Origin of the sequence: Halocynthiibacter sp. (assembly GCF_049608145.1) — a bacterium.
In the GTDB taxonomy this organism is placed as follows: Bacteria; Pseudomonadota; Alphaproteobacteria; order Rhodobacterales; family Rhodobacteraceae; genus Halocynthiibacter.
On record NZ_JBMYXF010000029.1, the window covers coordinates 1 to 26,867 of the forward strand.

The 26,867-nt window shown below is 55.0% G+C and carries 24 protein-coding genes and 1 pseudogene; 15 read left to right on the forward strand and 10 right to left on the reverse strand.

Annotated features, from left to right (window positions below):
* The 5 genes and pseudogenes from ACPGUT_RS09985 to ACPGUT_RS10005 form a co-directional block, all read left to right on the forward strand.
* Positions 1 to 172: pseudogene (locus ACPGUT_RS09985) on the forward strand (membrane dipeptidase); the annotation flags it as partial.
* A 57-nt stretch (positions 173 to 229) separates the two neighbouring features.
* Positions 230 to 1,768, forward strand: coding sequence for a BCCT family transporter (locus tag ACPGUT_RS09990; protein WP_423990911.1), 1,539 nt, complete (start codon positions 230 to 232; stop codon positions 1,766 to 1,768).
* A 52-nt stretch (positions 1,769 to 1,820) separates the two neighbouring features.
* On the forward strand, positions 1,821 to 3,527 hold the full coding sequence (locus tag ACPGUT_RS09995; protein ID WP_423990913.1) for a hypothetical protein: 1,707 nt from the start codon (positions 1,821 to 1,823) through the stop codon (positions 3,525 to 3,527).
* A 3-nt stretch (positions 3,528 to 3,530) separates the two neighbouring features.
* Positions 3,531 to 4,178: a DUF3726 domain-containing protein gene (locus ACPGUT_RS10000; protein ID WP_423990915.1), complete on the forward strand. Its 648-nt coding sequence runs from the start codon at positions 3,531 to 3,533 to the stop codon at positions 4,176 to 4,178.
* A gap of 17 nt (positions 4,179 to 4,195) precedes the next feature.
* A complete protein-coding gene (locus ACPGUT_RS10005; protein ID WP_423990917.1) occupies positions 4,196 to 5,203 on the forward strand; it encodes an Ldh family oxidoreductase in 1,008 nt (335 codons plus the stop codon).
* Between the two features lie 89 nt (positions 5,204 to 5,292).
* Here the strand turns inward: ACPGUT_RS10005 and ACPGUT_RS10010 are convergent, their stop codons facing one another.
* From ACPGUT_RS10010 to trpS, 3 genes are all read right to left on the reverse strand, one after another.
* Positions 5,293 to 6,159: a branched-chain amino acid aminotransferase gene (locus ACPGUT_RS10010; RefSeq protein ID WP_423990919.1), complete on the reverse strand. Its 867-nt coding sequence runs from the start codon at positions 6,157 to 6,159 to the stop codon at positions 5,293 to 5,295.
* A 73-nt stretch (positions 6,160 to 6,232) separates the two neighbouring features.
* On the reverse strand, positions 6,233 to 6,601 hold the full coding sequence (locus ACPGUT_RS10015) for a hypothetical protein (RefSeq protein WP_423990921.1): 369 nt from the start codon (positions 6,599 to 6,601) through the stop codon (positions 6,233 to 6,235).
* A 120-nt stretch (positions 6,602 to 6,721) separates the two neighbouring features.
* Positions 6,722 to 7,750 (reverse strand): tryptophan--tRNA ligase, encoded by a 1,029-nt coding sequence (trpS, locus tag ACPGUT_RS10020; protein ID WP_423990923.1) that lies wholly within the window; start codon positions 7,748 to 7,750, stop codon positions 6,722 to 6,724.
* 50 nt (positions 7,751 to 7,800) lie between these two features.
* Between trpS and ACPGUT_RS10025 the strand changes: the two genes are divergently transcribed.
* On the forward strand, positions 7,801 to 8,532 hold the full coding sequence (locus ACPGUT_RS10025) for a rhomboid family intramembrane serine protease (protein WP_423990925.1): 732 nt from the start codon (positions 7,801 to 7,803) through the stop codon (positions 8,530 to 8,532).
* Here ACPGUT_RS10025 and murJ read toward each other — a convergent pair.
* From murJ to ACPGUT_RS10040, 3 genes are read right to left on the reverse strand one after another with little or no spacing between them, the layout of a single operon-like run.
* The gene (gene murJ / locus ACPGUT_RS10030) at positions 8,529 to 10,064 is read right to left on the reverse strand and encodes a murein biosynthesis integral membrane protein MurJ (RefSeq protein ID WP_423990927.1); all 1,536 of its coding nucleotides are present in this window, start codon (positions 10,062 to 10,064) and stop codon (positions 8,529 to 8,531) included. The genes ACPGUT_RS10025 and murJ overlap by 4 nt on opposite strands.
* Positions 10,065 to 10,087: 23 nt before the next feature.
* Complete coding sequence (locus ACPGUT_RS10035) at positions 10,088 to 12,889, reverse strand: [protein-PII] uridylyltransferase (RefSeq protein ID WP_423990929.1); 2,802 nt, start codon at positions 12,887 to 12,889, stop codon at positions 10,088 to 10,090.
* Entirely contained in the window at positions 12,873 to 14,045 is a 1,173-nt protein-coding gene (locus tag ACPGUT_RS10040; protein ID WP_423990931.1) for a penicillin-binding protein activator, read from the reverse strand. The genes ACPGUT_RS10035 and ACPGUT_RS10040 overlap by 17 nt, the downstream gene beginning before the upstream one ends.
* A gap of 91 nt (positions 14,046 to 14,136) precedes the next feature.
* On the opposite strand from ACPGUT_RS10040, the gene rsmI reads away from it, so the two are divergent.
* The 3 genes from rsmI (at position 14,137) to gshB (ending at position 16,408) form a co-directional block, all read left to right on the forward strand.
* Positions 14,137 to 15,030 (forward strand): 16S rRNA (cytidine(1402)-2'-O)-methyltransferase, encoded by an 894-nt coding sequence (gene rsmI / locus ACPGUT_RS10045; RefSeq protein WP_423990933.1) that lies wholly within the window; start codon positions 14,137 to 14,139, stop codon positions 15,028 to 15,030.
* On the forward strand, positions 15,008 to 15,376 hold the full coding sequence (locus ACPGUT_RS10050) for a YraN family protein (RefSeq protein ID WP_423990935.1): 369 nt from the start codon (positions 15,008 to 15,010) through the stop codon (positions 15,374 to 15,376). The genes rsmI and ACPGUT_RS10050 overlap by 23 nt, the downstream gene beginning before the upstream one ends.
* 96 nt (positions 15,377 to 15,472) lie before the next feature.
* Entirely contained in the window at positions 15,473 to 16,408 is a 936-nt protein-coding gene (gene gshB, locus ACPGUT_RS10055; RefSeq protein ID WP_423990937.1) for a glutathione synthase, read from the forward strand.
* Here gshB and ACPGUT_RS10060 read toward each other — a convergent pair whose 3' ends face one another.
* From ACPGUT_RS10060 to cobU, 4 genes are all read right to left on the reverse strand, one after another.
* Positions 16,409 to 17,932, reverse strand: coding sequence for a YifB family Mg chelatase-like AAA ATPase (locus ACPGUT_RS10060; protein WP_423990939.1), 1,524 nt, complete (start codon positions 17,930 to 17,932; stop codon positions 16,409 to 16,411).
* Positions 17,933 to 17,984: 52 nt separating this feature from the next.
* Positions 17,985 to 18,869, reverse strand: coding sequence for a glutathione S-transferase (locus ACPGUT_RS10065; RefSeq protein WP_423990941.1), 885 nt, complete (start codon positions 18,867 to 18,869; stop codon positions 17,985 to 17,987).
* A 78-nt stretch (positions 18,870 to 18,947) separates the two neighbouring features.
* On the reverse strand, positions 18,948 to 19,526 hold the full coding sequence (locus ACPGUT_RS10070) for a histidine phosphatase family protein (RefSeq protein WP_423990943.1): 579 nt from the start codon (positions 19,524 to 19,526) through the stop codon (positions 18,948 to 18,950).
* Positions 19,523 to 20,062, reverse strand: coding sequence for a bifunctional adenosylcobinamide kinase/adenosylcobinamide-phosphate guanylyltransferase (gene cobU / locus ACPGUT_RS10075; RefSeq protein WP_423990945.1), 540 nt, complete (start codon positions 20,060 to 20,062; stop codon positions 19,523 to 19,525). Before cobU ends, ACPGUT_RS10070 begins: the two co-directional genes overlap by 4 nt.
* A 135-nt stretch (positions 20,063 to 20,197) precedes the next feature.
* Between cobU and coaBC the strand changes: the two genes are divergently transcribed.
* The 6 genes from coaBC (at position 20,198) to ACPGUT_RS10105 (ending at position 26,848) form a co-directional block, all read left to right on the forward strand.
* Positions 20,198 to 21,397 (forward strand): bifunctional phosphopantothenoylcysteine decarboxylase/phosphopantothenate--cysteine ligase CoaBC, encoded by a 1,200-nt coding sequence (gene coaBC, locus ACPGUT_RS10080; RefSeq protein WP_423990947.1) that lies wholly within the window; start codon positions 20,198 to 20,200, stop codon positions 21,395 to 21,397.
* A gap of 60 nt (positions 21,398 to 21,457) precedes the next feature.
* The gene (gene dut, locus ACPGUT_RS10085) at positions 21,458 to 21,925 is read left to right on the forward strand and encodes a dUTP diphosphatase (protein ID WP_423990949.1); all 468 of its coding nucleotides are present in this window, start codon (positions 21,458 to 21,460) and stop codon (positions 21,923 to 21,925) included.
* A complete protein-coding gene (locus ACPGUT_RS10090; protein ID WP_423990951.1) occupies positions 21,922 to 22,974 on the forward strand; it encodes a HesA/MoeB/ThiF family protein in 1,053 nt (350 codons plus the stop codon). Before dut ends, ACPGUT_RS10090 begins: the two co-directional genes overlap by 4 nt.
* Positions 22,975 to 23,038: 64 nt before the next feature.
* A complete protein-coding gene (locus ACPGUT_RS10095; protein WP_423990953.1) occupies positions 23,039 to 23,830 on the forward strand; it encodes a transporter substrate-binding domain-containing protein in 792 nt (263 codons plus the stop codon).
* Positions 23,831 to 23,892: 62 nt separating this feature from the next.
* Complete coding sequence (locus tag ACPGUT_RS10100; protein WP_423990955.1) at positions 23,893 to 24,690, forward strand: amino acid ABC transporter permease; 798 nt, start codon at positions 23,893 to 23,895, stop codon at positions 24,688 to 24,690.
* 145 nt (positions 24,691 to 24,835) lie between these two features.
* On the forward strand, positions 24,836 to 26,848 hold the full coding sequence (locus ACPGUT_RS10105; protein WP_423990957.1) for a M3 family metallopeptidase: 2,013 nt from the start codon (positions 24,836 to 24,838) through the stop codon (positions 26,846 to 26,848).
* Positions 26,849 to 26,867 lie beyond the last annotated feature (19 nt).

The window sequence follows — 26,867 nt, forward strand, 5'->3', positions numbered from 1 at the left end:
CTCTGCCAGCGCGCCTGGTTTCCCGGAAATGCCGACGTGGTTCAAAGACAACCGTGACTTTGGAAACCTTGAAGATGGCCTGCGCGCGACGGGTCTGTCTGACACTGAGGTGGCCGGGATCATGGGGCGTAACTGGTATAATTTTTACGAGAAAAACTTCGTACCTGCGTAATACACGCCGGTCAGAATTACGGCCCACAAAGCCTGACCCGTTGTCAGGGAGGAAACCATGACGGATCAAACGAACACAGAAAAGGGTTCTGTGAACATACCCCTTTTCGCAATTTCTGGGGGCTTCATCGCATTGTTTTGCGCGGTTGCCATCATCGATATTGTCACGCTCTCAGCCTATATTGACTGGGGCTTTAACATTGCTGCGACCTACTTTGGTCTGTATTGGCAGGTGCTTTTGCTTGCGACCTTCCTGATCGGTTTGGTGCTATGCGTGCTGCCCGGCGGCAAAGCCATTCTGGGTGGTCTTGCGGCACCTGAATTTAGCCTGTTCCAATGGGGATCCATGATCATGTGTACCCTGCTTGCGGGCGGTGGCGTGTTCTGGGCTGCGGGTGAACCGATTGCACATTTCCTGTCTTCCCCTCCGCTTTATGGGGCTGAATCTGGGATGGAAGATGCGGTGAACGCAGCCATTGCACAAAGCTTTATGCATTGGGGTTTTCTGGCCTGGGCGATCCTTGGATCCCTATCCACTGTCATGCTGATGCATTACCACTATGAAAAAGGTCTGCCGTTGGCGCCACGTACCCTGTTGTACCCGGTGTTTGGCGACAAGGCGATCAACGGCCCGATTGGTCTGATTGCCGATGCGTCTTCGATCATCGCGGTTGTTGCCGGTACAGTTGGCCCGATTGGCTTCCTCGGCTTGCAAGTCAGCTATGGTCTGGAAGATCTTTTTGGCATTCCTGACGTGTTCATGACGCAAATGCTAGTGATTGTTGCTTTGGCTGCGATCTATACGATTTCTGCTATGACCGGTCTGTCCAAAGGCATTCAGATCCTGTCCAAGATCAACATTATCCTGGGCGCAGGCCTTTTGGTGTTTGTTCTGCTGGCGGGTCCAACGGGCTTTATCTTTAGTTCGTTCTTCTCTGGTTTTGGCACATATCTGGCGAACTTCTTCCAGATGGCGCTGTATCGCGGTGACGCGGCCGTCTTCGGCGCGCCGGGCTGGCTTGGCTGGTGGACCGTGTTCTTCTGGGGCTGGTTCATGGGATATGGCCCGCTGATGGCGATGTTCATTGCGCGGATTTCACGTGGACGTTCAATCCGTGGTATCATCATCATGTTGTCTATCGTTGCACCGATTGTGACCAACTTTTGGTTTACGATCATTGGCGGCACAGGCATCGCGATGGAACTGGCTGAACCGGGCACGATTTCTGCTGCATTTGAGGGCTTTAACCTGCCTGCAGCGCTGTTGGCGATCACGGGTAACCTGCCGATGGGCTTCCTTGTGTCGCTGTTGTTCCTGATCTTGACCACGATCTTCGTGGCCACAACGGGGGATTCAATGAGCTATGTGATCGCGGCAACCATGTCCAAAGACAGCGCAAACCCACCGGCATCCATCCGGGTGTTCTGGGGCATTGCGATGGGGATTATGGCGATTGTTCTGATCTCGCTTGGATCAGGGGGCGTGACCAAATTGCAAAGCTTTATCGTGATCACAGCCGTGCCTGTGTCACTGATCTTGCTGCCATCTTTGTGGGACGCCCTGCGCATCACATTGGCAAAAGGCCGCGAACAATAAACCTTTGGCCGGGCGCGCTATGTGCCCGGCTTTTATTCTATAGGAGGGCAGGATGAACGCCGCAGATACGCAAACCACAAAGATCCCCTTGCGCGACCCCGCGAAGGTCATGCGCCTTGCACGTCTTGGATCTCTGCATCAGTCCCGTCTATCCTTTATGCGCATTCTGACCCGTCGTATGGCGCGGGAAGCTTGGCGTTTTGATCGACCTGCTTTTGAAATTGACGGCAATGGTGTTGGTCATGCTGTCTATTCCGCCCATGGACCGGATCGCAGCTATTCACTTGTGGCTTTCGCCCATGATCTACCCGCTGAGAAACGATCTGACCGCGTGATCGCCGAGGCTTGGGATTGCACATTCACTTTGTTTGACGGTGTGCCGACTGCGGATGATATCACCCGTCTGTCGCAAAACATTCCCTTGCAAGAAGCGGGCCGCGTGACAGGATCTGAGCTGTCCGTGTCGCGCGCCAATCGATCCGTGCGCCTGTGGGAACATGTTGTGTCAACGCTGGCATCTGGCATCCAGCCCGATCAGGAAACGATTGATGCGGTTGGTTATCTGATGCGCACCACTGCGGTTTACGGATCTGGCAAATTGGGCGCGGCTGATCGTGAAATGATCGCGGATCGCCCGGAATTTGCGACCCCATTTCAGGTGGAAATGCTGTCCGTCTTCCTGACGCGTGCGTTTGTGCGTGACCTTGTGCAACATATGGCCAATGAACGGGCACAGGCGGCGGGCAAGACCGCAGCAACGCTTGACCCTGCAATCGCGCGTTCTGTTGGCATCGGCAATTCCACCGGCCTTGGCATGGCGCCTTTCCTGTTGAACCATCCGGTTCTTTTCAACAATTGGGTTGCTGCGCGCGAAACTGCGATTGCGCGGGTGCGCAGTGTTGAAACGGCGTCTGATATAGATATCGCTACCTTCCGTGACGTCTTTGATCGCAGTTTGATTTCTGCTGCAAACTGGCATTCCGAACACCCTATTCAGGTGGAAAAACTGGCGGTGCTGCGTGCTGATCTTGATCGGCTTGCGACACATCTTGAAACAGCGGATCTGGCATCGGATTTCCCTTGGGATAGGCTCTGTTCTTGGGCAGACGCCCATCTTGGAGTGGATGCGCAGGAATGTCTGGCATCACTCATTTTGGAACCTTACGGCACATTGGTTGACGATCTGGCGGATCATATGGCCGCGGATAATACACCGACATTCCGCATCGCGGGTGCGATGACTTTGGGGCGTGTACGGGACATTTTGCGTGACGCATATGGTTGGGCTTTGAACACCGATTGGAAGCTGCCCGCCAGCAAAGCGCGGGCTTGGTATGTGTCGGAAGAAAAGCTGGAACCCCGCCTTGGCGAACGCTTTGAAGAACCGATTGAGGATTATGAACAACCGCTGGCACCGGGGCGTGATGCGGCGATCCTGTTTCAAGCGTTGGAACATTGGCCGTCTGAAACACCGGTGGCCGAGTTCCTTTTGCGCCACCCGGAACACCGTCATATTCTACGCCGCGCGCAAATCGTAGGGCGTGCGCCCTATGCGGAAATTCGGGACAATACGATTTCAGAAGACGTGCTGCCGATTGATATGCTGCGTTGCAAATTGGCGTTCTTTGGGGCTGTGCATTTTGACCCGCGTTCCGATCGCTGGGTACGGATTTGCATGTATGGCAATGCGCCTTATCCGGAAGAACTGCAATCGCGCAATGCCGATGACTGGGTCTATCCTGCACAGGAAAAGGGTTAAGATATGAGCCATTCTTTGAATGAAATCGAAGCCATGAGCAAACGCGCCGCCCGTGGGGCGGGCCTTGCCTGGGGGCTTGCGGAAGAAGCGGCCAAAGGCACGCGTTGGCTTGCTGGTTTTGGCTATCCTGGGCCGGATCTTTTGGCAGATCTTCTGGAATTGAATGACCGACTGCCTGCGATTGATTTTTCGCCCTCCAGCCTGACAGGCACCTGGCGCGCCCCCGCTGGCCGCATGAGCCCGCTGATTTCCGGGGCGGCGATGTCTGATTGTGCTGTGCGCATGATGGATGGTCAGGTGATCACGATTGAACAGGTCAGTCAGCCCCTGTTGATTGTGCCGTTCGCCTCTGGGGCGGCGCTGCGGCTGGGGGTTGGTGTGGCAGTGGAATGGGGCAATGTGCGCCTGACAACCGACGGACATCAACTATGTGTGCAGGGTGCGCGCGAAGATGTTCTCTGTGCCCATGCCACCGAAGTACGCTGTTGCGCACCCGCGCAGATGACAACACCAAATGCGCCTGTGATGCGTGCCCATGTGGATGATGCTTGCTGGGCACGTCTTGGCGCGTTTGCCCATCGCACCTATGCGCCAGCGACCGAAGCATCGCGTCTGCTGGGCGCGGGTGCGGGCTTGAATGACAATGATTAACTGAAGGATGTGAACGAATGACCACGACAGAAACCCTGACCCTGGCCGAGATCGAAACCCTGGCCCAGGACGCATTGGTGGCCGCGGGCACATCGCCTGCAAACGCCGCCCCTCTGGCCAAAGCGACCGCAATGACAGAAGCGGATGGCGTTGCCTCCCATGGTTTGGCTTACATCCCGATCTATGCGGAACACGTGCAATGCGGCAAGGTTGACGGCAATGCGCAGCCGGTTCTGTCCCAGCCCAAACCATCCGTGGTGACTGTGGATGCCGCGACGGGTTTTGCCCATGCGGCGATTGATATGGGCTTTGAAAAGCTGATCCCAGCGGCGAAAGACCAGGGTGTTGCCGTTCTTGCGATCAACAATTCTTACAACTGTGGCGTTCTGGGTGTGCACACCCAACGTCTGGCCCAAGCAGGTCTGATGGGGATTGGGTTCACCAATGCGCCGGCGTCTATCGCGCCAACGGGTGGTGCAAAACCCGTGGTGGGCACCAACCCATTTTCCATCGCGGCACCCGGTGCGGATGGACAGGCCGAAGTCTTGATCGACCAATCCGCATCCACCATCGCGAAAAGCGAAGTGATGAAACATTCCCGCGAAGGTAAAGCCGTGCCCGAAGGTTGGGTTTTGGACGTCGACGGCAACCCAACAACTGATCCTGATGCCGGCCTAAAAGGCTCTATGGTGCCGTCAGGTGGCTATAAAGGCGTGGGCATCGCCTTGATGGTTGAGATGATGGCAGCGGTGATGTCCGGTGCGACACTTGGCAAAGACGCAAGCCCGTTCTCCGGCACAAAAGGCGGCCCGCCCAAAACAGGCCAGTTCTTTATCGCGATCGACCCACAAGCCACATCAGGCGGTGCATTCGCGACACAACTGGCCGCACTGACCGAAGCGGTTCGTGATCAGGATGGCGTACGTGTGCCCGGTGATGGCCGTGGGGCAAAACGGATTGCTGCGGCGGATGCTGGCGTTGCTGTGAACTCTGCCACACTGGAAAAGATCCGCGCGCTGCTCTGATTTTAATCGGGTCGACGGGTTTCTGCTAAAAGAATGACGGCGCCATGTTTGTATGAACATGGCGCCGTATCTTATTATTGCTTCGTGGCTTATCCGCGGCCTGAATGGGCCCAATCCCAGTACAGCTCACGCGCCCGGCGTGTGACAGGCCCCACCTGATAGTTCACATCGTCAAACTGTGTCACCGGTGTGATTTTGGACATATTTCCGGTCAGGAAGATTTCATCGGCACTGTCAAAGTCATTATAGTTCAGGGTGGCCTCGTGAACCTTCACCCCATCTGCGCGCAAAAGTTCCATGTGGCGAGCGCGGGTGATGCCGGACAGGAAGGTGCCATTGGCAATTGGTGTAAACACTTCGCCGTCTTTCACCATGAAAACATTGGCGGTGGCGCTTTCCGCGACATTCCCATTTGAATCGCAGGCCAAAGCATTGCTGAATCCGCGTTGTTTTGCTTCCATCAACATACGGGCGTTGTTCGGATACAGGCAGCCTGCTTTGGCGTTAACCACAGCGTTTTCCAGCGTTGGACGACGAAATTGGGTGCGTGTCAGCGTTGTTGAGGCTTCGGGCGCGGCCATTGGCACTTCTTCCAGACAGATCGCAAAACCTGTTGTGTTTGCGGATGGCACAATGGCGGATGCATCCCCGTCGATGCCCCAATACATCGGACGGATGTAAACAGCGGCACCTTTTTCAAACATCGCGAGACCTTCATGGGTCAGGGCGACGATATCATCGGTGGAAACGGTTGGGGTCAACATGAGAGCTTCGGCAGAACGGTTTACCCGATGTGCGTGCTTGTCCAAATCCGGAGTGAGGCCTTCAAACAAACGTGCGCCGTCAAATACTGTAGATCCCAGCCAGGCCGCGTGATCGGCAGCTGACATGACAGGCACGTCACCTGTGTGCCAGGTGCCGTTATAATATGTGCGAATGTTTTTGCTGACAGCCATTCCGTTCTCTCTCCCAAAACGTCAATTCGTTGTTGCCGCAACGATATGGCGAGAAAGGTCAGAGGTCCAGACGTTATTTGTCTTCGATCACCACGGCCTCAAGCAGTTCGCAGAAGGCCTGATCATGAGGGTTTTTAAAGTAAGAGATCACCCGCGTAATCGCGGCTTCGGCGCTGTCAAACTGAGCCGTGAAATCGCCGGGCCCCGGGCCGGGAACGTAATGATGTACATTCACATGCCAAAGCTTATCGGTTTTCCAGATTGTCAGAGAACCTGAAGATGAGAGCTGTTCAATGCCCTCATGATCTGTAAAGCAAGTTTCCCAACCAGGAAGGGAATTGCCTGCATTTCCATTGGGCAGGCATATGCAAAACGCAGCCGGAGTTATGTGCGTTGGCGGCAGATCCGGGAAGTCGGAAACATTCAGGCCCTGGCTGCGCAAGCGTGTAATATGATCCGGCAGCCGTGCCGGATCTGGATATTATTTACGAAGACGCAGTGCTTCGGATGCGGCCTCTTGCGCCATTTTCTCTCGGCTGCGTTTGGCGTTTTTACCCATCGATTACCGTGACCGCACGAAACCAACGATGTCATAGGTTTTCTCTAGGATCGGGCGGGCAAGCGCATCCGCGCGTTCCGCGCCGCGACCAAGGATCTTGTCGATTTCGGCTGTGTCTTGCATCAGGCGTGACATCTCGGATGAAATCGGGGCCAGTTTCGCAACCGCCAATTCTGCAAGTGCTGGCTTGAACGTGCCGAACTGTGATCCGCCGTGATCAGCCAGAACCTGATCCACGGTCATGTCGGCAAGGCCTGCGTAGATGTTCACAAGGTTCCGGGCTTCGGGGCGATCTTCAAGACCTTTGGCTTCGGACGGAAGCGCTTCTGGATCGGTTTTCGCTTTGCGGATCTTTTTTGCGATGTCATCGGCTGAATCGGTCATGTTGATCCGGCTCATGTCTGATGGATCCGATTTTGACATTTTCTTAGATCCGTCGCGCAGAGACATCACACGTGTGGCCGCGCCTTCGATCACTGGTTCGGTCAGCGGAAAGAAATCAACGCCGTAATCATGGTTGAACTTCGCTGCGATATCGCGTGTCAGTTCAAGGTGTTGTTTCTGGTCGTCGCCCACAGGCACATGGGTTGCGTGATAAATCAGAATGTCCGCGGCCATCAGGGCAGGGTAAGCGAACAGACCAAGAGACGCGTTCTGGGCGTTCTTGCCAGCTTTATCTTTGAACTGGGTCATGCGCTGCATCCAGCCCATGCGCGCAACGCAGTTAAAGATCCAGGCCAGTTCCGCATGGGCGGAAACCTGGCTTTGGTTGAACAGCACGGATTTTTCAGGATCGATGCCAGACGCAATGAAACCAGCCGCCAGTTCGCGTGTGGCGTGGCGCAGATCCGCGGGGTTCTGCCAGACGGAAATCGCATGCATGTCGACCATGCAGTAGATGCTTTCGATGCCTTCATTCTGCTTTTCGACAAACCGCTTTAATGCCCCAAGATAATTGCCAAGGGTCAGGTTGCCGGACGGCTGAATGCCGGAAAAGATGCGGGTCGGGTGGGTCTGGGCTGCGTCGGTCATCATGGGCCTCGGATCGGAATGCTGGATTTCTCTTCTCTGCTGGCTTACCCATGGCAGACAACAACGTCAACCGGAGCACGACACAGATGTATCAGGACCACAACGCCCCCCCCGTGAACCCCTTGCCCAGGGTTCTGATCCTGCTTGCTGTGGCCCTTTTTGCGGCAGAGCCTTTTCTGATGTTACAGAAACTGGGTTTTCTGGGAGGAATAGTCGGGATTGACGGGCGCATTAACCTGGTCAGTGATTTTTGGTTAAATTCCGGTCTGCTGCGGGCGATGATTGCCGACCAAGATTACAGTCTGCAATATATCCTGCGTTTTGTGATCTATGTTTTCGTAGATGGCAGCTTCACAGGCACGGTGTTCACCTTGGTCTTTACCCTGGCTTTGGGCAATTTTGTGGCGCGGGCCTTTGCCCCTTGGAAATTCTTGGTGCTGTTTTTTGCATCCGCATTTGTGGGCGGGGTGCTGTATAACCTGCTTGCTATGGTCTTTGGATACAACGGTATTTTGGTTGGTGGGATGCCGGGGGCGTTTGGCCTGATTGGGGCGCTGACCTGGATGATGTGGACGGGCGTATTCCGGCATCCGATTGGTGCGTCCAGCCCGTTTGCGCTGATTGGGTTTCTTGTTGCGTTTCGCGTTGTTCTGGCACCGGTGTTCGGCTGGGATTGGACAACGGTTGCGGAATGGGGGGGCTTTCTGACGGGGTTTGGCCTGTGCTTTATCCTGGTGCCCGGTGGCTGGGCACATTTTTTGCAGATCCTGCGGCGGCGTTAAGCGCCTCGCCGCAGAGACGCCTTGAGATCGGACAGGCGAAAGGCTTTGAAGATCATACCAAAGATGCCATAGGACAGCATGCCTGAGGTGACCAGGATCAACAGCCCCAGCCAGCGCCAACCGCCATAGCCAAACATCGGACCGATGATGGTCATAGTCAAAAGCAACCAGCCCCCCATGGCAAAGCTGGCCAATGTGATGCGCCATGCGCGTGTGCGAAAACGGGCATCAAAGCGGGCGACATCGCCAAAACGGCGTGCACCGATCAGCAGCATGAAAAACATGATCCAGCCTGAAAGGGTGGTCGCCACCGCAGCTGCAAAGAAGCCGATCACAGGCATCAGACCCACAGCGACCGCAGCGTTTACCACCATGGAAACGATTGCAAATTTAAATGGGGTCTTTGTGTCTTCGCGGGCAAAGTAGACGGGTTGCAGCACTTTTTGCAGCACAAATGATGGCAGGCCCAGGCCATAGATCAGAACCGCAAGCGCGGTCATATCCGTGTCGTTTGCGGTGAATGCCCCGCGTTCAAACAACACCGACACCAATGGGCCGGGAATAACGGCCAGGGCAACGGCGCTGGGTACAGTCAGCATCAGGGCCATTTCCCCTGCGCGTGACAGGGCGGCTTTGCCTGCAGACTGATCATTTGCAGCCAGTCGACGAGACAGTTCTGGCAGCAGAACGATCCCAATGGCAATGCCCACCACGCCCAATGGCAGCTGGTACAGACGATCTGCGTTATAAAGCCAGGACACCGCGCCATCTGTCTGGCTGGCGACTTGACGCCCCACCAGAAGATTGATCTGCACCACACCGCCCGCAAGGGCCGCGGGGGCGGCGATGATGGCCAAGCGCTTGAGATCCGGTGTCATATGGGGCCAGCGCAGACGGGGCACGAACCCGGCCCGTTTTGCGGCTATCCAGACCAAAACCAGTTGCGCAACACCACCGACAGGTACAGCCCAGACAAGGGCACGCGCCACCTCATACCCCATTTGCCCCGCAATAAAGATCGCGCCGATGAACACCACATTCAGCAGAACAGGCGCGGCGGCGGCGGCGGCGAAGTGGCGCATCGCGTTCAGCATGCCAGACAGCAGCGCAGCAAGCGAGATCAGCACAATATAGGGAAAACAGATGCGTCCGTAATCAACGGTCAGCGGGAATTTTTCAGTGCCGTAATAGCCGGAAACCTGCAACCAGACGAGACCAGGCATAAAGATCTGGGCAATCAGCGTGAGGATCACAACAACAGTCGCCAGTCCAACCAATGCATCGGACGCAAACCCATAAGGATCATCACCGCTTTCCAGTTTTTTGGAAAACATCGGCACAAAGGCCATGTTCAAAGCGCCTTCGGCAAAGAACCGACGAAACAGGTTGGGCAGGGCGAAGGCGGCAACAAAGGCCTGATGGGCCGCACCTGTGCCAAGATAAGATGCAATCAGAACATCGCGCAGAAACCCAAGGATCCGGCTTGCAAGTGTCCAGAAGCCAACGGTGAAAAATCCCCGTGCCATTCGCATGTGTTCTGCCTCTCGTTCCGGTTCTAGGCCTGTGCGCGTTTTGCGCCTGTTGTTATTGCTTCACGCAGCTTCTTTTCAAGGGAGTCTTGTTTATGCTTTGCATAATATTTCAGCCCGTATGAATCTTTGACATAGAAGGTGTCAACAACCTGTTCACCATAGGTGGCAATGACCGCAGATGAAATATGAATGTTCATATCCGCAAGCGTGCGGGTCAGATCATGCAAAAGACCCGGGCGATCACGTGTGTCGACTTCGATAATTGTGAAGATTTCGGAACCTTCATTATCAAAGGTGATATTTGTGGGCACGCGGAAGGAACGTTCACGTTTGCGGATCTTATCTTTGTCCTTCAGGGCATCCCGGGCGATCACCTGACCTTTTAGGATCTTGTCGATCATCTGGTTCAGGCGTCGGTAACGGCTTTTTGCAAACGGATGCCCTTCGCTGTCCTGAACCCAGAAAACCGCCGTGGCGAACCCGTCCTTTGAGGTATAGGTTCGCGCATCCACAACATTGGCCCCGACCAGGGCAAGCGCCCCTGCCATACGGGAAAAAATGCCGTGGTGATCCTGCAGGGCAAAGGCAATGCGCGTGGCGTCGCGGTCTTCATCCGCAACAATATCGATGCGAATGTCATTGTCTGGCAGATCCCGCAACAGGCGGGCAAAAGTTGTGTGCTGTCCCGTGCGTAGACCCTGCCAATATGGGTCATAGTGGCGTTGGGTTTCGGCACGCAGGTCTTTTTTGCTCCATTCTGGTAGGGCCGCGCGCAATGCTTTCTTTGCCTCTGCTGTGCGGGCCTCGGTGGTCAGGGCTTCCATCCCGTTTTCCAGCGCATTTGTGGTTTCTTCATGCAGTTGGCGGATCAGCATGGCCTTCCAGTTGTTCCAAGTGTCCGGGCCAACACCACGAATGTCACAGACGGTCAGCACGGTCAGCAGATCAAGTCGGCGTCGCGACCGCACACGTTTGGCAAAATCGCGAATGGTGCGCGGATCAGAAATATCGCGTTTCTGGGCGACGTCAGACATCATCAGATGATGACGAACCAACCATTCAGCAGTTTCTGCTTCTTTCTTGTTCAATCCAAGGCGGGGCGCAACTTTGCGGGTGATCTGTGCCCCCAAGATTGAATGGTCTTCGGGTCGGCCCTTGCCGATGTCATGCAACAGCAGAGCGATATACAGCGTCTTGCGGTTGATGCCTTTTGCCAGAATGCCAGATGCCACCGGCAGTTCTTCGACCAGTTCTTTGCGTTCAATCTGGGCAAGGGCGGCGATCACCTGGATCGTATGTTCATCCACTGTATAGGAATGATACATATTGAACTGCATCATTGCGACGATGGGTTCGAATTCCGGCACGAATGCGGATAAAACCCCCAGTTCATTCATCCGCCGTAGGGCGCGTTCCGGGTTGCCGTGTTTCAACAAAAGCCCTGTGAAAATTTTCACCGCTTCTGGATTGCGACGCATGTCGTCATCAATCAAATCAAGGTTCGCAGACAGCAGGCGCATGGTATCGGGATGAATCAGATAGCCGGTGCGCAGCGCTTCTTCAAACAGGCGAAGAATGTTCAGCTTGTCTTTTAGAAAGCTCTTTTCGTTGCTGATCGCGATGCGGTTCTGAATGATCTGCAGACCTTTCATCAGCTTTTTTCGATGGCGGAACAGGCGTAAAAGATCAGGGGCTTGTTTGACGTGGCTGGCTTCCAGTTCGGTCAGAAAAATCCGGGTCAATTCGCCCACACGGGTTGCATGGCGAAAGTAATCCTGCATGAAAACTTCCACCGCACGACGGCCTGCGCGATCCTTGTATTCCATGCGCGACGCGACCTCGACCTGAAGGTCAAAGTTAAGTTGATCAGAAGGGCGCTTTGTCAGCAAATGCAGGTGGCACCGCACGGCCCACAGAAAATTTTCAGCTTGTAAAAATGCGTCAAATTCCTCGCGGGTGAACATTTTTAGGCGGGCCAGATCCGAGGTGTCATGCACGCCATGGACATATTTCGCGATCCAGAACAGGCTTTGCAGATCGCGCAAACCGCCTTTGCCTTCTTTCACATTTGGTTCAACGACATAACGCTGACCGCCCTGTTTCTGATGGCGTTTCGCGCGTTCAGACAGTTTGGCTTCGATGAATTCAGACGCAGTGCCTTTGAATAATTCACTATCCAACGTGTCACGCAGTTCATCCGCAAGATTGGCATCACCGGTGATAAAACGATTCTCCAGCAGGGCTGTGCGAATGGTATAGTCATCGCGGCCAAGATTCACACAGTCGCGTACTGTGCGTACAGAATGCCCGATTTTGAGCTTCATATCCCAAAGAATATACAGCAGGCTTTCGACCACGCTTTCGCCCCATCCGGTGATTTTCCAGGGGCTGAGAAACAGCAGGTCGACATCTGATTGCGGCGCCATTTCGCCACGCCCGTAACCACCGACTGCGATCAGGGCCAGACGTTCACCATCGGTTGGAACCGGATTGGGATGCAAACGGGTTGTCGCCACATGAAAGGCCAGGGCCAGGATCACATCCATCAGCCAGCTTCGCGCGCGGATTGCGCCATGTGCATTGCGGGGGTGTTTGTTGAATTCCTCCGCGATAATGGCGGAACCGGCTTCCAACAGGCTGCGTAGAATGCCGGTGACTTCTGCACGCATTTCACGGCTGGTGGTGGCTCGAAACAGCGCGTCATTCAGCAAGGACTGCGCGGCATCTGTGTCGATGATCCGTTCCGCAGGACAGATCAGAGAGGCGGGATCAGGTGCAGGCGGGATCAATCCGCCTGCACCTGTTGCATCAGAACCCTGCGCCACCGAAGTTTCTCGGAGCAGGGGAGATTTCAGTCACGACACCGTCGCGGATTGAAGACACAGCCAAAGCGCGCTGGGTAGATCCATCAGGACGCAGACGGAAGACGCCGCCAACGCCGGCAAACCCAGAGGATTGCGTCAGAGAACTTACAGTCAGTGCATCGTTGCGGCCGGTTTTCAGTAGGGCACCAATCGCAGCCATACCATCATAAGCAACCCCGGCAATCGGGTGTGGTGCGCTGCCATATGCGGCGGCATAACGGCTGTTGAAGGTCTGTATAGACCGGGCGTCAGGCGTTGCAAACCAACCGCCCTGGACGCCGGGTTGTGTCAACATGGTGGCCGGGCGATCCATCCGGCGCAGGCCAATGAACTGCAACTCTTGTGGCGTGACGCCATTGTCGAGCAGCATCTGCGTGGTCAGACCAAGGGCACCAGCACCGCCAGAGGTGAAGAAAATTGCGTTGCTGCCGTTGTTGCGGGCAGCACGGCTGATGGTTGGGGCAGCTTGGATGACACCGTTTTGAGACAGTTCAAACGATGCACTTGCCGTGACATTTCCGCCAGCGGCCTGCACAGCAGACACAATAGCATCACGCCCACGGGTTTCATTGGCGCTGTCCCCATGAACAACCATGATTTTGTTCCGGCCCTGAGACACCGCATATTGCGCAAGACGGCTTGCCGTATTGTTATAGCTTGTTCCCAGCGTAAACACGTTCCCCCCGGCAATAGAGGTGTTGTTTGAGAATGACAGGATGTTCACGTTTCGGTTGGCAACAGCCACACCTGCCGCGTTCGCAGACGGAGCAAAGACAGGGCCGAGGATAATTTTTGCGCCATCGTTGACTGCGCGGGTTGCGGCTGCCGCTGCGATCTCAGGTTGACCGCCGGTGGCATAAACCCGCAGATCGATGTTCACGCCATCAAGATCCGCCATGGCCAAGCGCGCCGCATTTTCCAAAGCGCGTGCCAGGTTGCCATCAGATGCACGGGCTGATTCGTGAGGAATCAGCAACGCGACTGGTACGGGGCGGTTGGTGTTTACAGATGGGCCTTGACCAGAACCGGTGGGAACACAGGCGGATAAAGCCAGAAATGTAAATAAAACCAGTGCGCGGGTGAAATATTGGCGCAGGCAGGCTAAAACAGCAGACATGGGGTTTCCTCGTTTACGCAAGCAGATGATAAAGCCTGCAAAGAATAGGCGTTCACCATGCTGGTGTAAACGCGCGAACAGGGGGAATTCCGTGTCAGATGTTACCAGACCACAGGTTGAGTGTGGAAAAGCCGGGCTGACATTTGTCGCCACACCGATTGGCACCGCACGTGATATCACTCTGCGCGCCCTTGATGTATTGCGGGATGCGGATGTGTTGGTGGCCGAAGATACCCGCACATTGCGTAAGCTGATGGATATTCATGCCATCCCGGTGAACGGTCGCGCGATGATTGCCTATCATGATCATAACGGCGGGGCTGTACGCCCTCGGCTGATGGGAATGCTGAAAGAAGGAAAATCCCTTGCCTATGCATCCGAAGCAGGAACACCTCTTGTTGCAGATCCTGGGTATGGCCTGGCGCAGGAAGCGCTGGACAATGGGTTTCCGGTGACATCAGCCCCAGGACCATCAGCGGTAATTTCCGCTTTGACGATCGCAGGGCTGCCAACGGATCGGTTTTTCTTTGCCGGATTTGCACCCAATGCCACTGCGGCGCGTAAAGCCTTTATCGAAGAAACCCGCGAAATTCCTGGCACGCTTGTATTTTATGAATCGCCCAAACGTCTGGGGGCTTTCCTGTCGGATGCAGCCGAAGTTCTTGGGGATCGCAAGGCGACAGTCTGTCGGGAATTGACCAAGAAGTTTGAAGAAGCCCGTCGGGGGGAATTGCTGGAACTGGCTGCGTATTACCAGGAAAACAAAGCCCGTGGCGAGGTGGTCGTGGTCATTGATCGCAACCGTTCAGATTCTGTTAACGCTGAAACGCTAGAAGAAAGCCTGCGGCAGGCGTTGCAAAGCATGCGCGTGCGCGATGCGGCCGATGCTGTGTCAAAGGCCCATGGGGTGGCACGGCGGGATGTGTATCAGCTGGCGATTGCGATGAACAAGGAAATCCGAGATGGAGGCAGCGAAGACGCATAAAGGTCAATCTGCCTATCTGGCCGGGCTTGCTGCCGAAGATCAGGTGGTCCGCCATTATGTGCGCCAGGGGGCAAGCCTGCTTGAAACCCGCTGGCGGGGCGAAGGCGGCGAAATTGACCTGATCCTGCAGATGGCTGATATGCTGATCTTTGTGGAAGTAAAGAAAAGCAAAACGTTTGAGCGCGCAGTGCAGATGATCCGCCCGGCACAACTGACCCGGATCATGGCCAGTGCCGAAGAATATGCGGCACAATACGGTCAAGCTATTGATATGCGGGTGGATGCAGCCCTGTTGGATCAGCAGGGAAAAATTGAAGTGATTGAAAACATCACGTTGGATTTCTAAGGAAATACATCACGTTTTTGCCAGCCCCCATTGATCCCGCCCGTCTGGCAGTCCATGTATTCATGACCTGAATATTCTGGCAGAAGAGGCCGCCTCATGAAAATCGCTTTTCAGATGGATCCGATCGGATCTGTGGATATCAACGCAGACAGCAGCTTTCGTCTGGCAGAAGAAGCCCAGGCCCGCGGTCATGAGCTGTTCTTTTATACGCCGGACAAACTGGCCTATGAAGAAGGCAAAGTGACAGCACGTGGCTATCCTTTCACGGTGAAACGGGTGCAGGGTGATCACGTGGCCTTTGGCGAGGAAATCACCGTTGATCTGGCCGATTATGATGTGGTTTGGCTGCGTCAGGATCCGCCGTTCGATATGTCCTATATCACCACAACCCATATTCTGGATCGTATCCACCCGGGCACATTGGTGGTGAATGATCCGTTTTGGGTGCGCAATTATCCTGAAAAACTGCTGGTTCTGGACTTCCCTGATTTGACGCCACCGACCACCATCGCGCGTGATCTGGAAACCCTGAAGGCCTTCAAAGCCAAACATGGCGACATCATTCTCAAGCCACTTTACGGCAATGGCGGCGCGGGCGTGTTCCGTCTTGGCCCGGATGATCGCAATATGACATCGCTGCATGAACTGTTTTCCGGTATAAACCGCGAACCGCTGATTGCGCAGAAATTCCTGCCCGTGGTCTCTGCGGGCGATAAGCGCGTGATCCTGGTCGATGGCGAACCCGTTGGTGCCATCAACCGTGTGCCAGCCAAGGGGGAAACACGGTCCAATATGCATGTGGGTGGTCGCCCTGAGAAATGTGAATTGACCGCACGTGATCTTGAAATCTGCGCCCGCATTGGGCCGCTTCTGAAAGAAAAGGGCCAGGTGTTTGTCGGGATCGATGTGATCGGCGATTGGCTGACCGAAATCAACGTGACATCGCCCACGGGCATTCAGGAACTGGAACGCTTTGACGGTGTGAACATCGCTGAAAAGATCTGGGAAGCGATTGAAGCCCGTAAAGCTTGATCACGACGCGATTTTTTCGCGGGTTGAAATCAGGCGGTAACTGACCGCTTCACCAATATGGCGTTCCTGAATGTCGGGGACGCCTTCCAGATCTGCGATGGTGCGCGCGACACGCAACACCCTGTGATACCCACGCGCCGATAGGCCGAATTTGTCGGAAAACTGGTTTAACAGATCACGCCCCGCTGTGTCAGGCACTGCGATTTCTTCCAATAGCTGCCCTTCCGCCATCGCATTACTGGCAATGCCTGGATGGTTTTTGAAACGTTCTGTCTGTAAATCACGTGCACGATAGACGCGTTCAGCAATATCCGCAGAATGTTCCCCTTCTTCACTGGATGAAAGATCTTGCCAAGCAACAGGCGGGATCTCTGCACGTAGATCAAATCGATCCATTAGCGGACCAGACACGCGCCCCATGTATTTTTCGCCACAGACCGGTGCCTGATTGCAGGCCCGCCCGGGATCCTGAAGATGGCCGCATTTACAAGGGTTTGCCGCGGCCACCAGCATAAATCGGCAGGGATACCGCACATGGGCGTTGACACGTGCAACGGTGATCGACCCCGTTTCCAGCGGCTGGCGCAGCGTATCCAGGACCATAGATGGGAATTCGGGAAATTCATCCATGAACAACACCCCGTTGTGGGCCAGGGATACTTCGCCAGGTTTTGCATCCCGCCCGCCTCCGGAAAGGGCGGCGATCGATGCGGTGTGATGGGGTTCCCGGAAAGGCCGCTGGCGTGAAATACCGCCGGCAGGTGCTGCGCCCGACAGGGAAGATATGAGAGATGTTTCCAGGGCTTCTTCGGGCAAAAGCGGTGGTAAAATGCCTGGAAGGCGCGCCGCCAGCATTGACTTTCCGGATCCCGGCGGGCCGAGAAGGAACACGTGGTGATGTCCTGCGGCGGCGATCTCCATCGCACGCTTTCCCCGGTGTTGACCTTTTATGTCTTTGAAATCCTTGCTGGCGGGGATGTCTTCGATGGTTCCGGGGCTGGCAGGGTTAAGTGGGGACTGACGCGTCAAATGTCGGATGGCACCATGCAGATTTTGTGGGGCGTAAACCGCATTTGCATTGATCCAGGCCGCCCCTGCACCCGATGCCTGTGGGCAAATCAGATCCCGCCCGGTTTCAGCTGCAGACAAGGCCGCAGGCAGGGTGCCCGGCACATCAATCAGGGTGCCATCTAGGGATAATTCCCCCAGTGCGACAACCTTCTCTAGGTTCTCCGCAGGCACAACGCCCATCGCGGATAAAAGCGCCAAGGCCACAGGCAAATCATAATGCGACCCGGCTTTGGGCATGTCGGCGGGGGACAGATTGATGGTGATTTTCTTGGGGGGCAAGGCAATCTGCAAGGCCGCCATAGCCGCGCGCACGCGTTCGCGCGCCTCGGCGACGGCTTTTCCCGGCAAGCCGACAATGGCAAAACCGGGAAGGCCAGGTGCAATGGCGCATTGCACTTCAACAAGGCGTGCGTCGATGCCTTCAAATGCAACCGTAAATGCCCGTGCAACCATGTCTGAGCCCCGCAAAGCTGTTAACCGTGGTTAACGCTACGCGGGATATGGTTTACGAATGGTAAAGATCCATAAAGGACGGCCAAGCACCGGGATCAGCGACAGTTTTGTCGCGGCAGGTCTGATTGCAAAAGCCAAAAATACGACCGTCAATTTCCATCAACCAGGTGGCGGGTTTGCCGGAATAGGGGCATTTTGGGTTTTCCGCGGTGCCAAAAGCAGTTTTGCGGGCGGTGGGCAGATCGGCCAGATCATTCGCACGGGGCCAGTCGCTGCGCGTCCAGGTCTGACTATAGCGATCAAGGGGCCTATCCACGGCAAGACCCATGGCCCGCCATTGGCGAAACCAGGTGTGATTCAGGTGCAGTTGCACATACTGCCGGGCCAGTGCGCTGACAGGCAAGTTAAAACCAGCGATCCTTGCGGCAACGGGGGCGTAGAATGCATCCGCTGCGCTATAGGCACCACAGAGCCAACCATCGCCTGATCCAGTGGTGTCGCGTGCGAAAGACCACAAGTATTCCAATTGGTTTAGATCTTTTTGCAAGGCTTCAGAAATTGAGACATCGGAATAAGCGCGTGCCAAATCCATGGGGCATTCATTGCGCAGCGTCATGAAACCAGAATGCATTGTGGCCACCAGTGTGCGTGCAATGGCCCGGGCTTTTGGATCCTCAGGCCAGATCGTGCCGTCCGGGAAACGTTGCGCCAGTTCTTCTGCAATCGCCAGGCTGTCATCCACAGCCACGCCTTCGGGTGTCACCAGTAAGGGCACAGTGCAGCCGGGGCCATAGGCCTGTAACTGTTCAGACACCGGGGCGTCTTCAAAACGCAGATATTGCGTGTCGATTTCTGCACCAGACAATTGCGCCAAAAGCCAGCCACGCAAAGACCAGCTGGAATGAGTTCGGTCACCAAGGATCATTTTATAAGTCATGGCGTTCGTATATTTGGTTTGCAGTCATTTTAGAAATGAATATTTTGGCGATCTATCATCAATATTTGTGATGTTAAATTAGGGAAGAAAGTTAACATCCCCTGCGCTCCAATTGCCGCTCTCTATCTTAACATGACTGATGGAAAGATTGTCAATTGGTTGCGCAAAAGCCTGATAGGGGGTGCAGGCGCGGGCGCGGGCAACCTGTGTCAGGATCGCGCCGAAATGGGCAACGATAATCAGATCACGTCCAGGAAAACGGTCAATCAAATGATCCGTTTCGGCACCAACGCGGTAGGCTACATCATACCAACTTTCGCCAAAAGGCGGGCAAATATGGCCGGGCTGTTCCCAGAACTGACGGGACAGGCTTGGATCACTTTCTGCGATTTCGTCGAATTTTTTGCCGTCCCAGCTGCCAAAATCAAATTCGCGCAATTGTGGGGAATGGGGCAGGCGGGTTTTGCCGTCGCCAATGGCATCTGCCGTGTCAATTGCCCGCGATAGATCGGAGGATATCAACAGCGCATTCTGGGGGAGATGTGCATTGATCCGGCTAAGTTGTGCGGTGTCAGATAAATCTGCAGGCACATCACGCCACCCGGTCAGGGCTTTCTGATGGGTGGGGCCGTGACGGACAAACCAAAGAGATGTCATGGCAATGTTCCCTTTAGAACCTGGGGCAGGCCCGCGGTTACAAAGACCGCAAGATCAGACGCAGCCGCCAGCTTCTGGTTCAATTCTCCCTGTGCCTGCCGAAAGGCGCGGGCCAGGGCATTGTCGGGCACAACGCCTTGGCCAACTTCGTTGCTGACCAGGATAACGGGGGCATTGCAGGTGGTAACGGCGTGGATCAGGCCAAAGGTTTCTGTTTCCAGGTCGCTATCCGCGAACATATGATTGCTCAGCCAGAGAGAGGCGCAATCAAACAAGACAACATCTTCTGACTTGGCCTGGGCAAGTGCTGTAGATGCGTCAAGCGGGGCTTCTACCGTGCGCCAACCCTGGGTGCGGCGGGCTTGGTGTCGATGAATTTTGGTTTTCATTTCATCATCAAAGGCCTGCGCCGTGGCAATATACATCCGATGGGCTGATGCGTCTTGCGCAAGGGTTTCGGCAAAGCGGCTTTTGCCGGATGCCGCGCCGCCAAGGACAAAAGTGAACCTGGGAAGATGTCTGAAATCATTGCTCATATGCGTGCATTAGCAGGGGGTGGGGCCGTCGTTAAGCCTAAAAACGCGCACAGCGGTATAACGGAAGCGCTTGAGTTGGGCGCGCGGCGGGCCTACACCTTGAGAAAATGTGCGTTTTGCGCAGAAAGGCCGGATATGCTTGCAGGTAAAAAAGTTCTTCTGATCATTGGCGGTGGGATTGCTGCGTTTAAATCGCTGGATCTGATCCGCAGGTTGCGTGAACGCGGGGCAGACGTTGTGCCTGTATTGACAAAAGCTTCGGAAGAATTTGTAACGCCTCTGTCGGCGTCTGCATTATCGGCACAAAAGGTTTATCGCGATCTGTTTGATCTGACGGATGAGGCCGAGATGGGGCACATTGAATTGTCCCGTGCGGCGGATCTTGTGGTGGTTGCGCCTGCGACGGCGGATCTGATGGGTAAGATGGCGAATGGTCTGGCGAATGATCTGGCCTCAACCCTATTGATGGCGACAGACAAGCCTGTGATGATTGTCCCCGCGATGAATGTGCGCATGTGGGAACATCCGGCGACACAACGCAATCTGGAAACCCTGAAAAGTGACGGCATTCTGGTCTGTGGTCCGGATGACGGCGCAATGGCCTGCGGCGAATTTGGCCCCGGGCGCATGGCGGAAGTGCACGAAATCGTTACCGCTGTGGAAAGTGCTTTGCGTGATGGTCCCCTAAAAGGCAAACGCGTTCTGGTGACCTCTGGTCCGACCCATGAACCGATTGATCCCGTGCGTTATATTGCGAACCGTTCCTCTGGTGCGCAGGGCACGGCAATTGCAAATGCCCTTACGGCGCTGGGCGCAGATGTGATTTTTATCACGGGACCAGCAGATGCGGCGCGCCCGCAGGGTGTCGACGTGATTGAAATCCAGAGCGCGCGTGAAATGCTTGAAGCGGTGCAAAAGGCTTTGCCCGCAGACGTTGCGATCTTTGCCGCTGCTGTTGCCGATTGGCGGGTGGCAAGTGCATCTGACAGCAAGATCAAAAAAGACGGCAGTGGCAAGTTGCCCATACTCGAGTTTGCCGAAAATCCGGATATTTTGGCGACGGTTTCACAGATGAGCGATGAACGCCCGGGGCTGGTTGTGGGGTTTGCGGCGGAAACGGATGATGTGATCAATCACGCAACGGCCAAACGTGAACGCAAACAATGTGACTGGATCGTCGCCAATGACGTGTCGCCGGAAACGGGCATTATGGGCGGATCTGAAAATCAGGTGGTGGTGATTTCTGATGCCGGTGCCGAAGCCTGGCCACGTATGGGGAAAGATCAGGTGGCAAAACGCCTGGCCTTAGAGATTGCCGCAGCGTTGCAGGAATGATTTTCCTGCGAAAAATCCTACCTTCGGTGAGAGTATTTTCAGCAAGATGAAAGAGCAGAGATGAACAAGCCGGTGATTGCTTTTAAATGGCTGGAAGAGGCTGATCAGGCGCTGGGCCTGCCGCAGTATGAAACGCCGGGCGCGGCCGGGGCTGATGTGCGGGCGAATTTTGCGCCGGATGCGCGTGAAGGTATGATCTTGCAGCCGGGGGCGCGGGCACTTGTGCCAACGGGCATGGCGCTGGAAATTCCAGAAGGATATGAGGTGCAGATCAGACCGCGTTCGGGCCTTGCGCTGAAACATGGGATCACTCTGCCAAACAGCCCTGGAACAATCGACAGCGACTATCGTGGCCCTTTGGGGGTGATCGTGCAAAACGGTGGTGACACGGCTTTTGAAATTACACATGGCATGCGTATTGCACAAATGGTCGTGGCCCCGGTGGTACAGGGCTGGTTTATGCTGACGGATAATCTGTCCGACACGGCACGTGGCGTGGGCGGGTTTGGCTCTACGGGTGTGAAATGATACTGTTTTTCTTGATGTCGGCGGTGCTCTGGTTCGTGGGCGTTGCCATGAAGGCCCCGACGAAAGACCGGCTGATCATGATTGGCGGATTGTTCGTGCTGATTATGCTGTCACATCTAATCTTACCTGAAACCCACGCGGTTCGACAGGCGTTTGGGGGCAGTTTTGCACATTGGCTGTTATTGGGCGTCTTTGCCGGGTTTGCATTTCTCTATGCACGTTGGGTGAAAAACCTGAAAGCACGGCGGGTGGCCTTGCCTGAAACTGACATGCAAGAGGTTTCACCAAAGCCTTTGTTTGCAGAGGGCGAGTTGGAACGATACGCGCGCCACATTGTCCTGCATGACATCGGTGGCCCAGGGCAGAAGGCGCTGAAAGAAGCGCGGGTGCTGGTTATCGGGGCAGGCGGGCTTGGATCACCTGCGCTAATGTATCTTGCTGCATCCGGCGTTGGTACGATTGAAATCGTGGATGATGACGTGGTTGAATTGTCCAATCTGCAGCGCCAGGTGATTCATTCAGAAAACGCACGGGGGCAGTTGAAAGTTGCGTCGGCTGCCGCGCGGATAGCGCAAATCAATTCCCATTGTACTGTGGTTGCACATGAAATGCGTCTGGATGCGTCCAGTGCAGATCGTCTTATTGCCGCCGTTGATATCGTTCTGGATGGCTGCGACAATTTCAAAACCCGTTATCTTGTGAATGAGATCTGCACAAAACACCGAAAACCCCTGGTGTCCGGCGCGCTGAGCCAGTGGGAAGGGCAGCTGTCTGTCTTTGATCCTGCCAGCGGCACGCCCTGTTATAAATGCGTTTTCCCCAAAGCCCCCAATGGCGACAATGCCCCGACCTGCGAAACCGCCGGTGTTCTGTCCCCTTTGCCTGGCGTGATTGGCACGATGATGGTTGCCGAGGTGGTCAAGCTGATCACAGGGGCCGGACAGCCCCTGCGTGGCGAGATGCTGATCTATGATGCGAAATACGCTGAGACACGCAGGATCAGATTGCAAAAGGGATATAATTGCCCGGTTTGCAGCAAAGCAGAATAAGGTCGCTTGCATCGTCTGTTCGCATGCTCATAGTAAGGCACAGTTTTGTGACAGGGAGCTAACAATGAGACTGACATCCATTCTGGCCGGCTTAGCGGCTGCTTTCGTAACAACATCTGCACAGGCAGACGGGCATTTGCCCGATCTTGGTGGGAAAGAGGTCGTGATTGTGACCGAAAACGCCTATCCGCCCCTGCAATTTGTTGATGGTGACGGCAATGCCGTGGGTTGGGAATATGACGCGATGGAAGAAATCGCGAAACGCATCAATATTGATGTGACTTATGAAAACATCAGCTGGGACGCGATGATTGCCTCTGTTTCTCAGGGCCAGTTTGACATGGGTATGACCGGGATTACCATTCGGGATGATCGTGCGGAAGTTGTCGATTTTTCAGATGCTTACATGCGTTCCGAAATGGTCATGCTGGTGCGTGGTGACGAAGAACGTTTTGCGGATGCCGCGACATTTGGTGCGGATGCGGATCTGTTGATCGGCGCGCAACCCGGCACGACACCTTTCTATGTTGGTATTTACGAAGTGCTTGACGGTGACGAAAGCAACGCGCGGATGCGCCTGTTTGAAACCTTTGGCGCGGGTGTAGAAGCCCTGAAAACCGGTGATGTGGATCTGGTTTTGACCGATGGCACCGCAGGCAACGGTTATGTTGCGGCGTCCGATGGCGCGCTGAAAATTGTGGGGGGTCCGCTGGGCACCGAAGATTTTGGTTTCATCTTCCCCAAGGGATCTGACCTGGTTGCGCCAATGAATGCTGCGATCGCCGCGATGCAGGCGGACGGCACCATGGATGCGTTGAACACCAAGTGGTTCCTCGACTATAAAGTCGGCGGCTGATACCGCTGCAAAACGCCCCGGTTTTCCGGGGCGTTTTTTCTTGCTTTACCGAATATGATGCAATGACCCCCAGACCTTCTGAAGACAAACCCGATTTCCCATGGTGGCTGGTCGCGATCATCGCGTTCACCGCATTTTTCGTCTATCAGGCCATCGGAAATCCGATTTATGAACAGGTGGCTGGAAAGCTGATCAAAGGCGTGAAGATCACGATTTTTGTGACGCTTGTTGGGTTCCTTTTGGCGTCTGTCTTTGGCCTGCTTCTGGCAGTGGCTAGCCTGTCTAAACATCAGATTTTACGTCAGATTTCGCGATTTTATGTTGAAGTTGTCCGGGGCCTCCCGATCCTTGTGATCCTGCTTTATGTCAGCTTCGTTGTGGCACCGGGTATTGTGCAGGGCTGGAACTTTATCGCGGAAAGCATTGGCTTGGATCCGATCCGCACCCGTGATTTCACATTTCTCTGGCGGGCGATTATTGCACTGACGATTGGTTACTCCGCGTTTATTTCCGAAGTGTTCCGTGCGGGTATTCTATCAGTGGAAGAAGGCCAGATCGAAGCGGCCGAGGCCCTGGGCCTAAACGCTTGGCAACGTTTTCGCCATATTACATTCCCTCAGGCGATCCGCACCATCATGCCGCCCTTGGGCAATGATTTCATCGCGATGATCAAGGATTCATCGCTTGTGTCTGTTCTCGGCGTGCTGGACATTACACAGCTGGGCAAGGTCACGGCTGCGGGAAATTTTCGTTATTTTGAGACCTACAATGTCGTTGCCATGCTGTATCTGACACTCACCGTTACGCTGTCTCTGCTTTTGCGCAAACTCGAAGAAAAAATGCGCGGCAAATACCCGTGACATTTGTCGCTCTCTTACAGGCGTATCTCGCTTTTCACCTTCCATAAATACTCCGGGGGAGTCCCGCAGGGACGGGGGCTGGCCCCCTTCTGACGTTGACCTTTCCCCGCACGCTACATAGGTTCCCCTCAAAGGAGATCTTTGTATGACCAACCCGCTTCTCGCCCCTTGGAACACCCCGTTTGAACTGCCGCCTTTTGGGCTGATCAAAGACGATGATTTTGCCCCGGCCTTTGACGCGGCTTTGGCGCAAGGTCGCGCGCGTGTGGCCGAGATTGCCGAAAATGCAGATGCACCGACATTTGCCAATACGATCGAAGCACTGGAACTGGCCGATGAAAGCCTTGGCCGGGTGCTGGGCATATTTTATGGTATTGCGGGCGCTGACAGCAATGATGCACGCGAAGCTTTGCAGCGGGAATTTGCACCGAAATTATCGGCCTACAGTTCTGAATTGACGATGAACGCCGATATTTGGGCGCGGATCAAAACCCTTTGGGCGGATCAGGAGGGGCTGGATGAACAACAACAACGCTTGCTGTATCTATATCACCGCAACTTCATTCGCTCAGGTGCCGATCTGGAAGGATCCGCGCGGGATCGCCTGACCGAAGTTAAATCACGTCTGGCGACTTTGGGCACTGACTTTACGCAAAATCTATTGGCGGATGAACGGGACTGGTTCATGGAACTAGGTTCAGATGATCTGGATGGTTTGCCCGATTTCCTGCTGGAAGCCATGGAAGGTGCCGCCGGCGAAAAAGATCTGAAGGGTCACGTTGTCACCCTGTCGCGATCTTTGATTGTGCCGTTTTTACAGTTCTCCACGCGTCGCGATCTGCGAGAGATTGCGTATAAGGCCTGGGCCGCGCGTGGGGCCAATGGCGGTGAAACGGACAACCGGGGGATTGCTGCGGAAACGCTGGCACTGCGTTATGAACGCGCGCAACTTTTGGGGTATAAGGATTTCGCAGCTTATAAGCTTGAAACCGAAATGGCGGGGAACGCCGACAATGTGCGCGACCTGCTGATGCAGGTCTGGAAACCCGCGCGTGCGGCGGCGCTGAAAGATCAGGCAGTGCTGGAAACGATGATGCGCGAAGACGGCATCAATGGTGATCTGCAGGCCTGGGACTGGCACCATTATTCGGAACGTCGCCGAAAGGCCGAACATGATCTGGATGAGGCCGAGCTGAAGCCCTATCTGCAACTTGAAAAGATGATCGAGGCCAGTTTTGATTGTGCGAACCGCTTGTTCGGGCTGGAGTTCTCACCACTGGATGCGGACATGTATCATGAAGATGTGCGTGCCTGGGAAGTGACCCGAGGTGGCAAACATATCGCTGTGTTTATCGGTGATTATTTTGCACGGGGGTCCAAACGATCCGGGGCCTGGTGCATGGCGATGCGGGCGCAGAAAAAGCTGGGTGGCGACACAGCCCCCCATGTGGTGAATGTCTGTAATTTTGCAAAACCGGCCCCGGGTGCGGCTGCGCTTTTGTCGTTTGATGATGCGCGCACGTTGTTCCATGAGTTTGGCCATGCTTTGCACCAGATGTTGTCGGATGTGCGCTATGAAGCGATTTCGGGCACCTCTGTTGCGCGTGACTTTGTCGAATTGCCCAGTCAACTGTATGAACACTGGTTGAGCGTCCCCGAGGTGCTTGCAAAATTCGCGGTGCATGCGGAAACGGGCGAACCCATGCCGCAGGATATGTTGAAACGTCTTCTGGATGCGCAGACCTATGACATGGGTTTCAGCACGGTGGAATTTGTGGCCTCAGCCATGGTTGATCTGGCATTCCATGAAGGTGTGCCGGCGGATGATATCATGGCAAAACAGGCGGAAGTTCTGTCAGATATGGGCATGCCAGAGGCGATTGAAATGCGCCACCGCACACCGCAGTTCGCACATGTGTTTACCGGTGACGGCTATTCTTCCGGTTACTACAGTTACATGTGGTCAGAGGTGATGGATGCAGATGCGTTTGAGGCCTTTGAAGAGGTGGATGATCCCTTTGATCCCGCGCTTGCCAAAAGCCTAGAGGAGAACATCCTGTCTGCGGGGGGCTCGAAAGAAGCTGATGCGCTGTACAAAGCGTTCCGTGGCCGGATGCCCGATGCCAGTGCACTGTTGAAAGGGCGTGGTCTGGCGTGATGTCTTACCGTGGGGGATC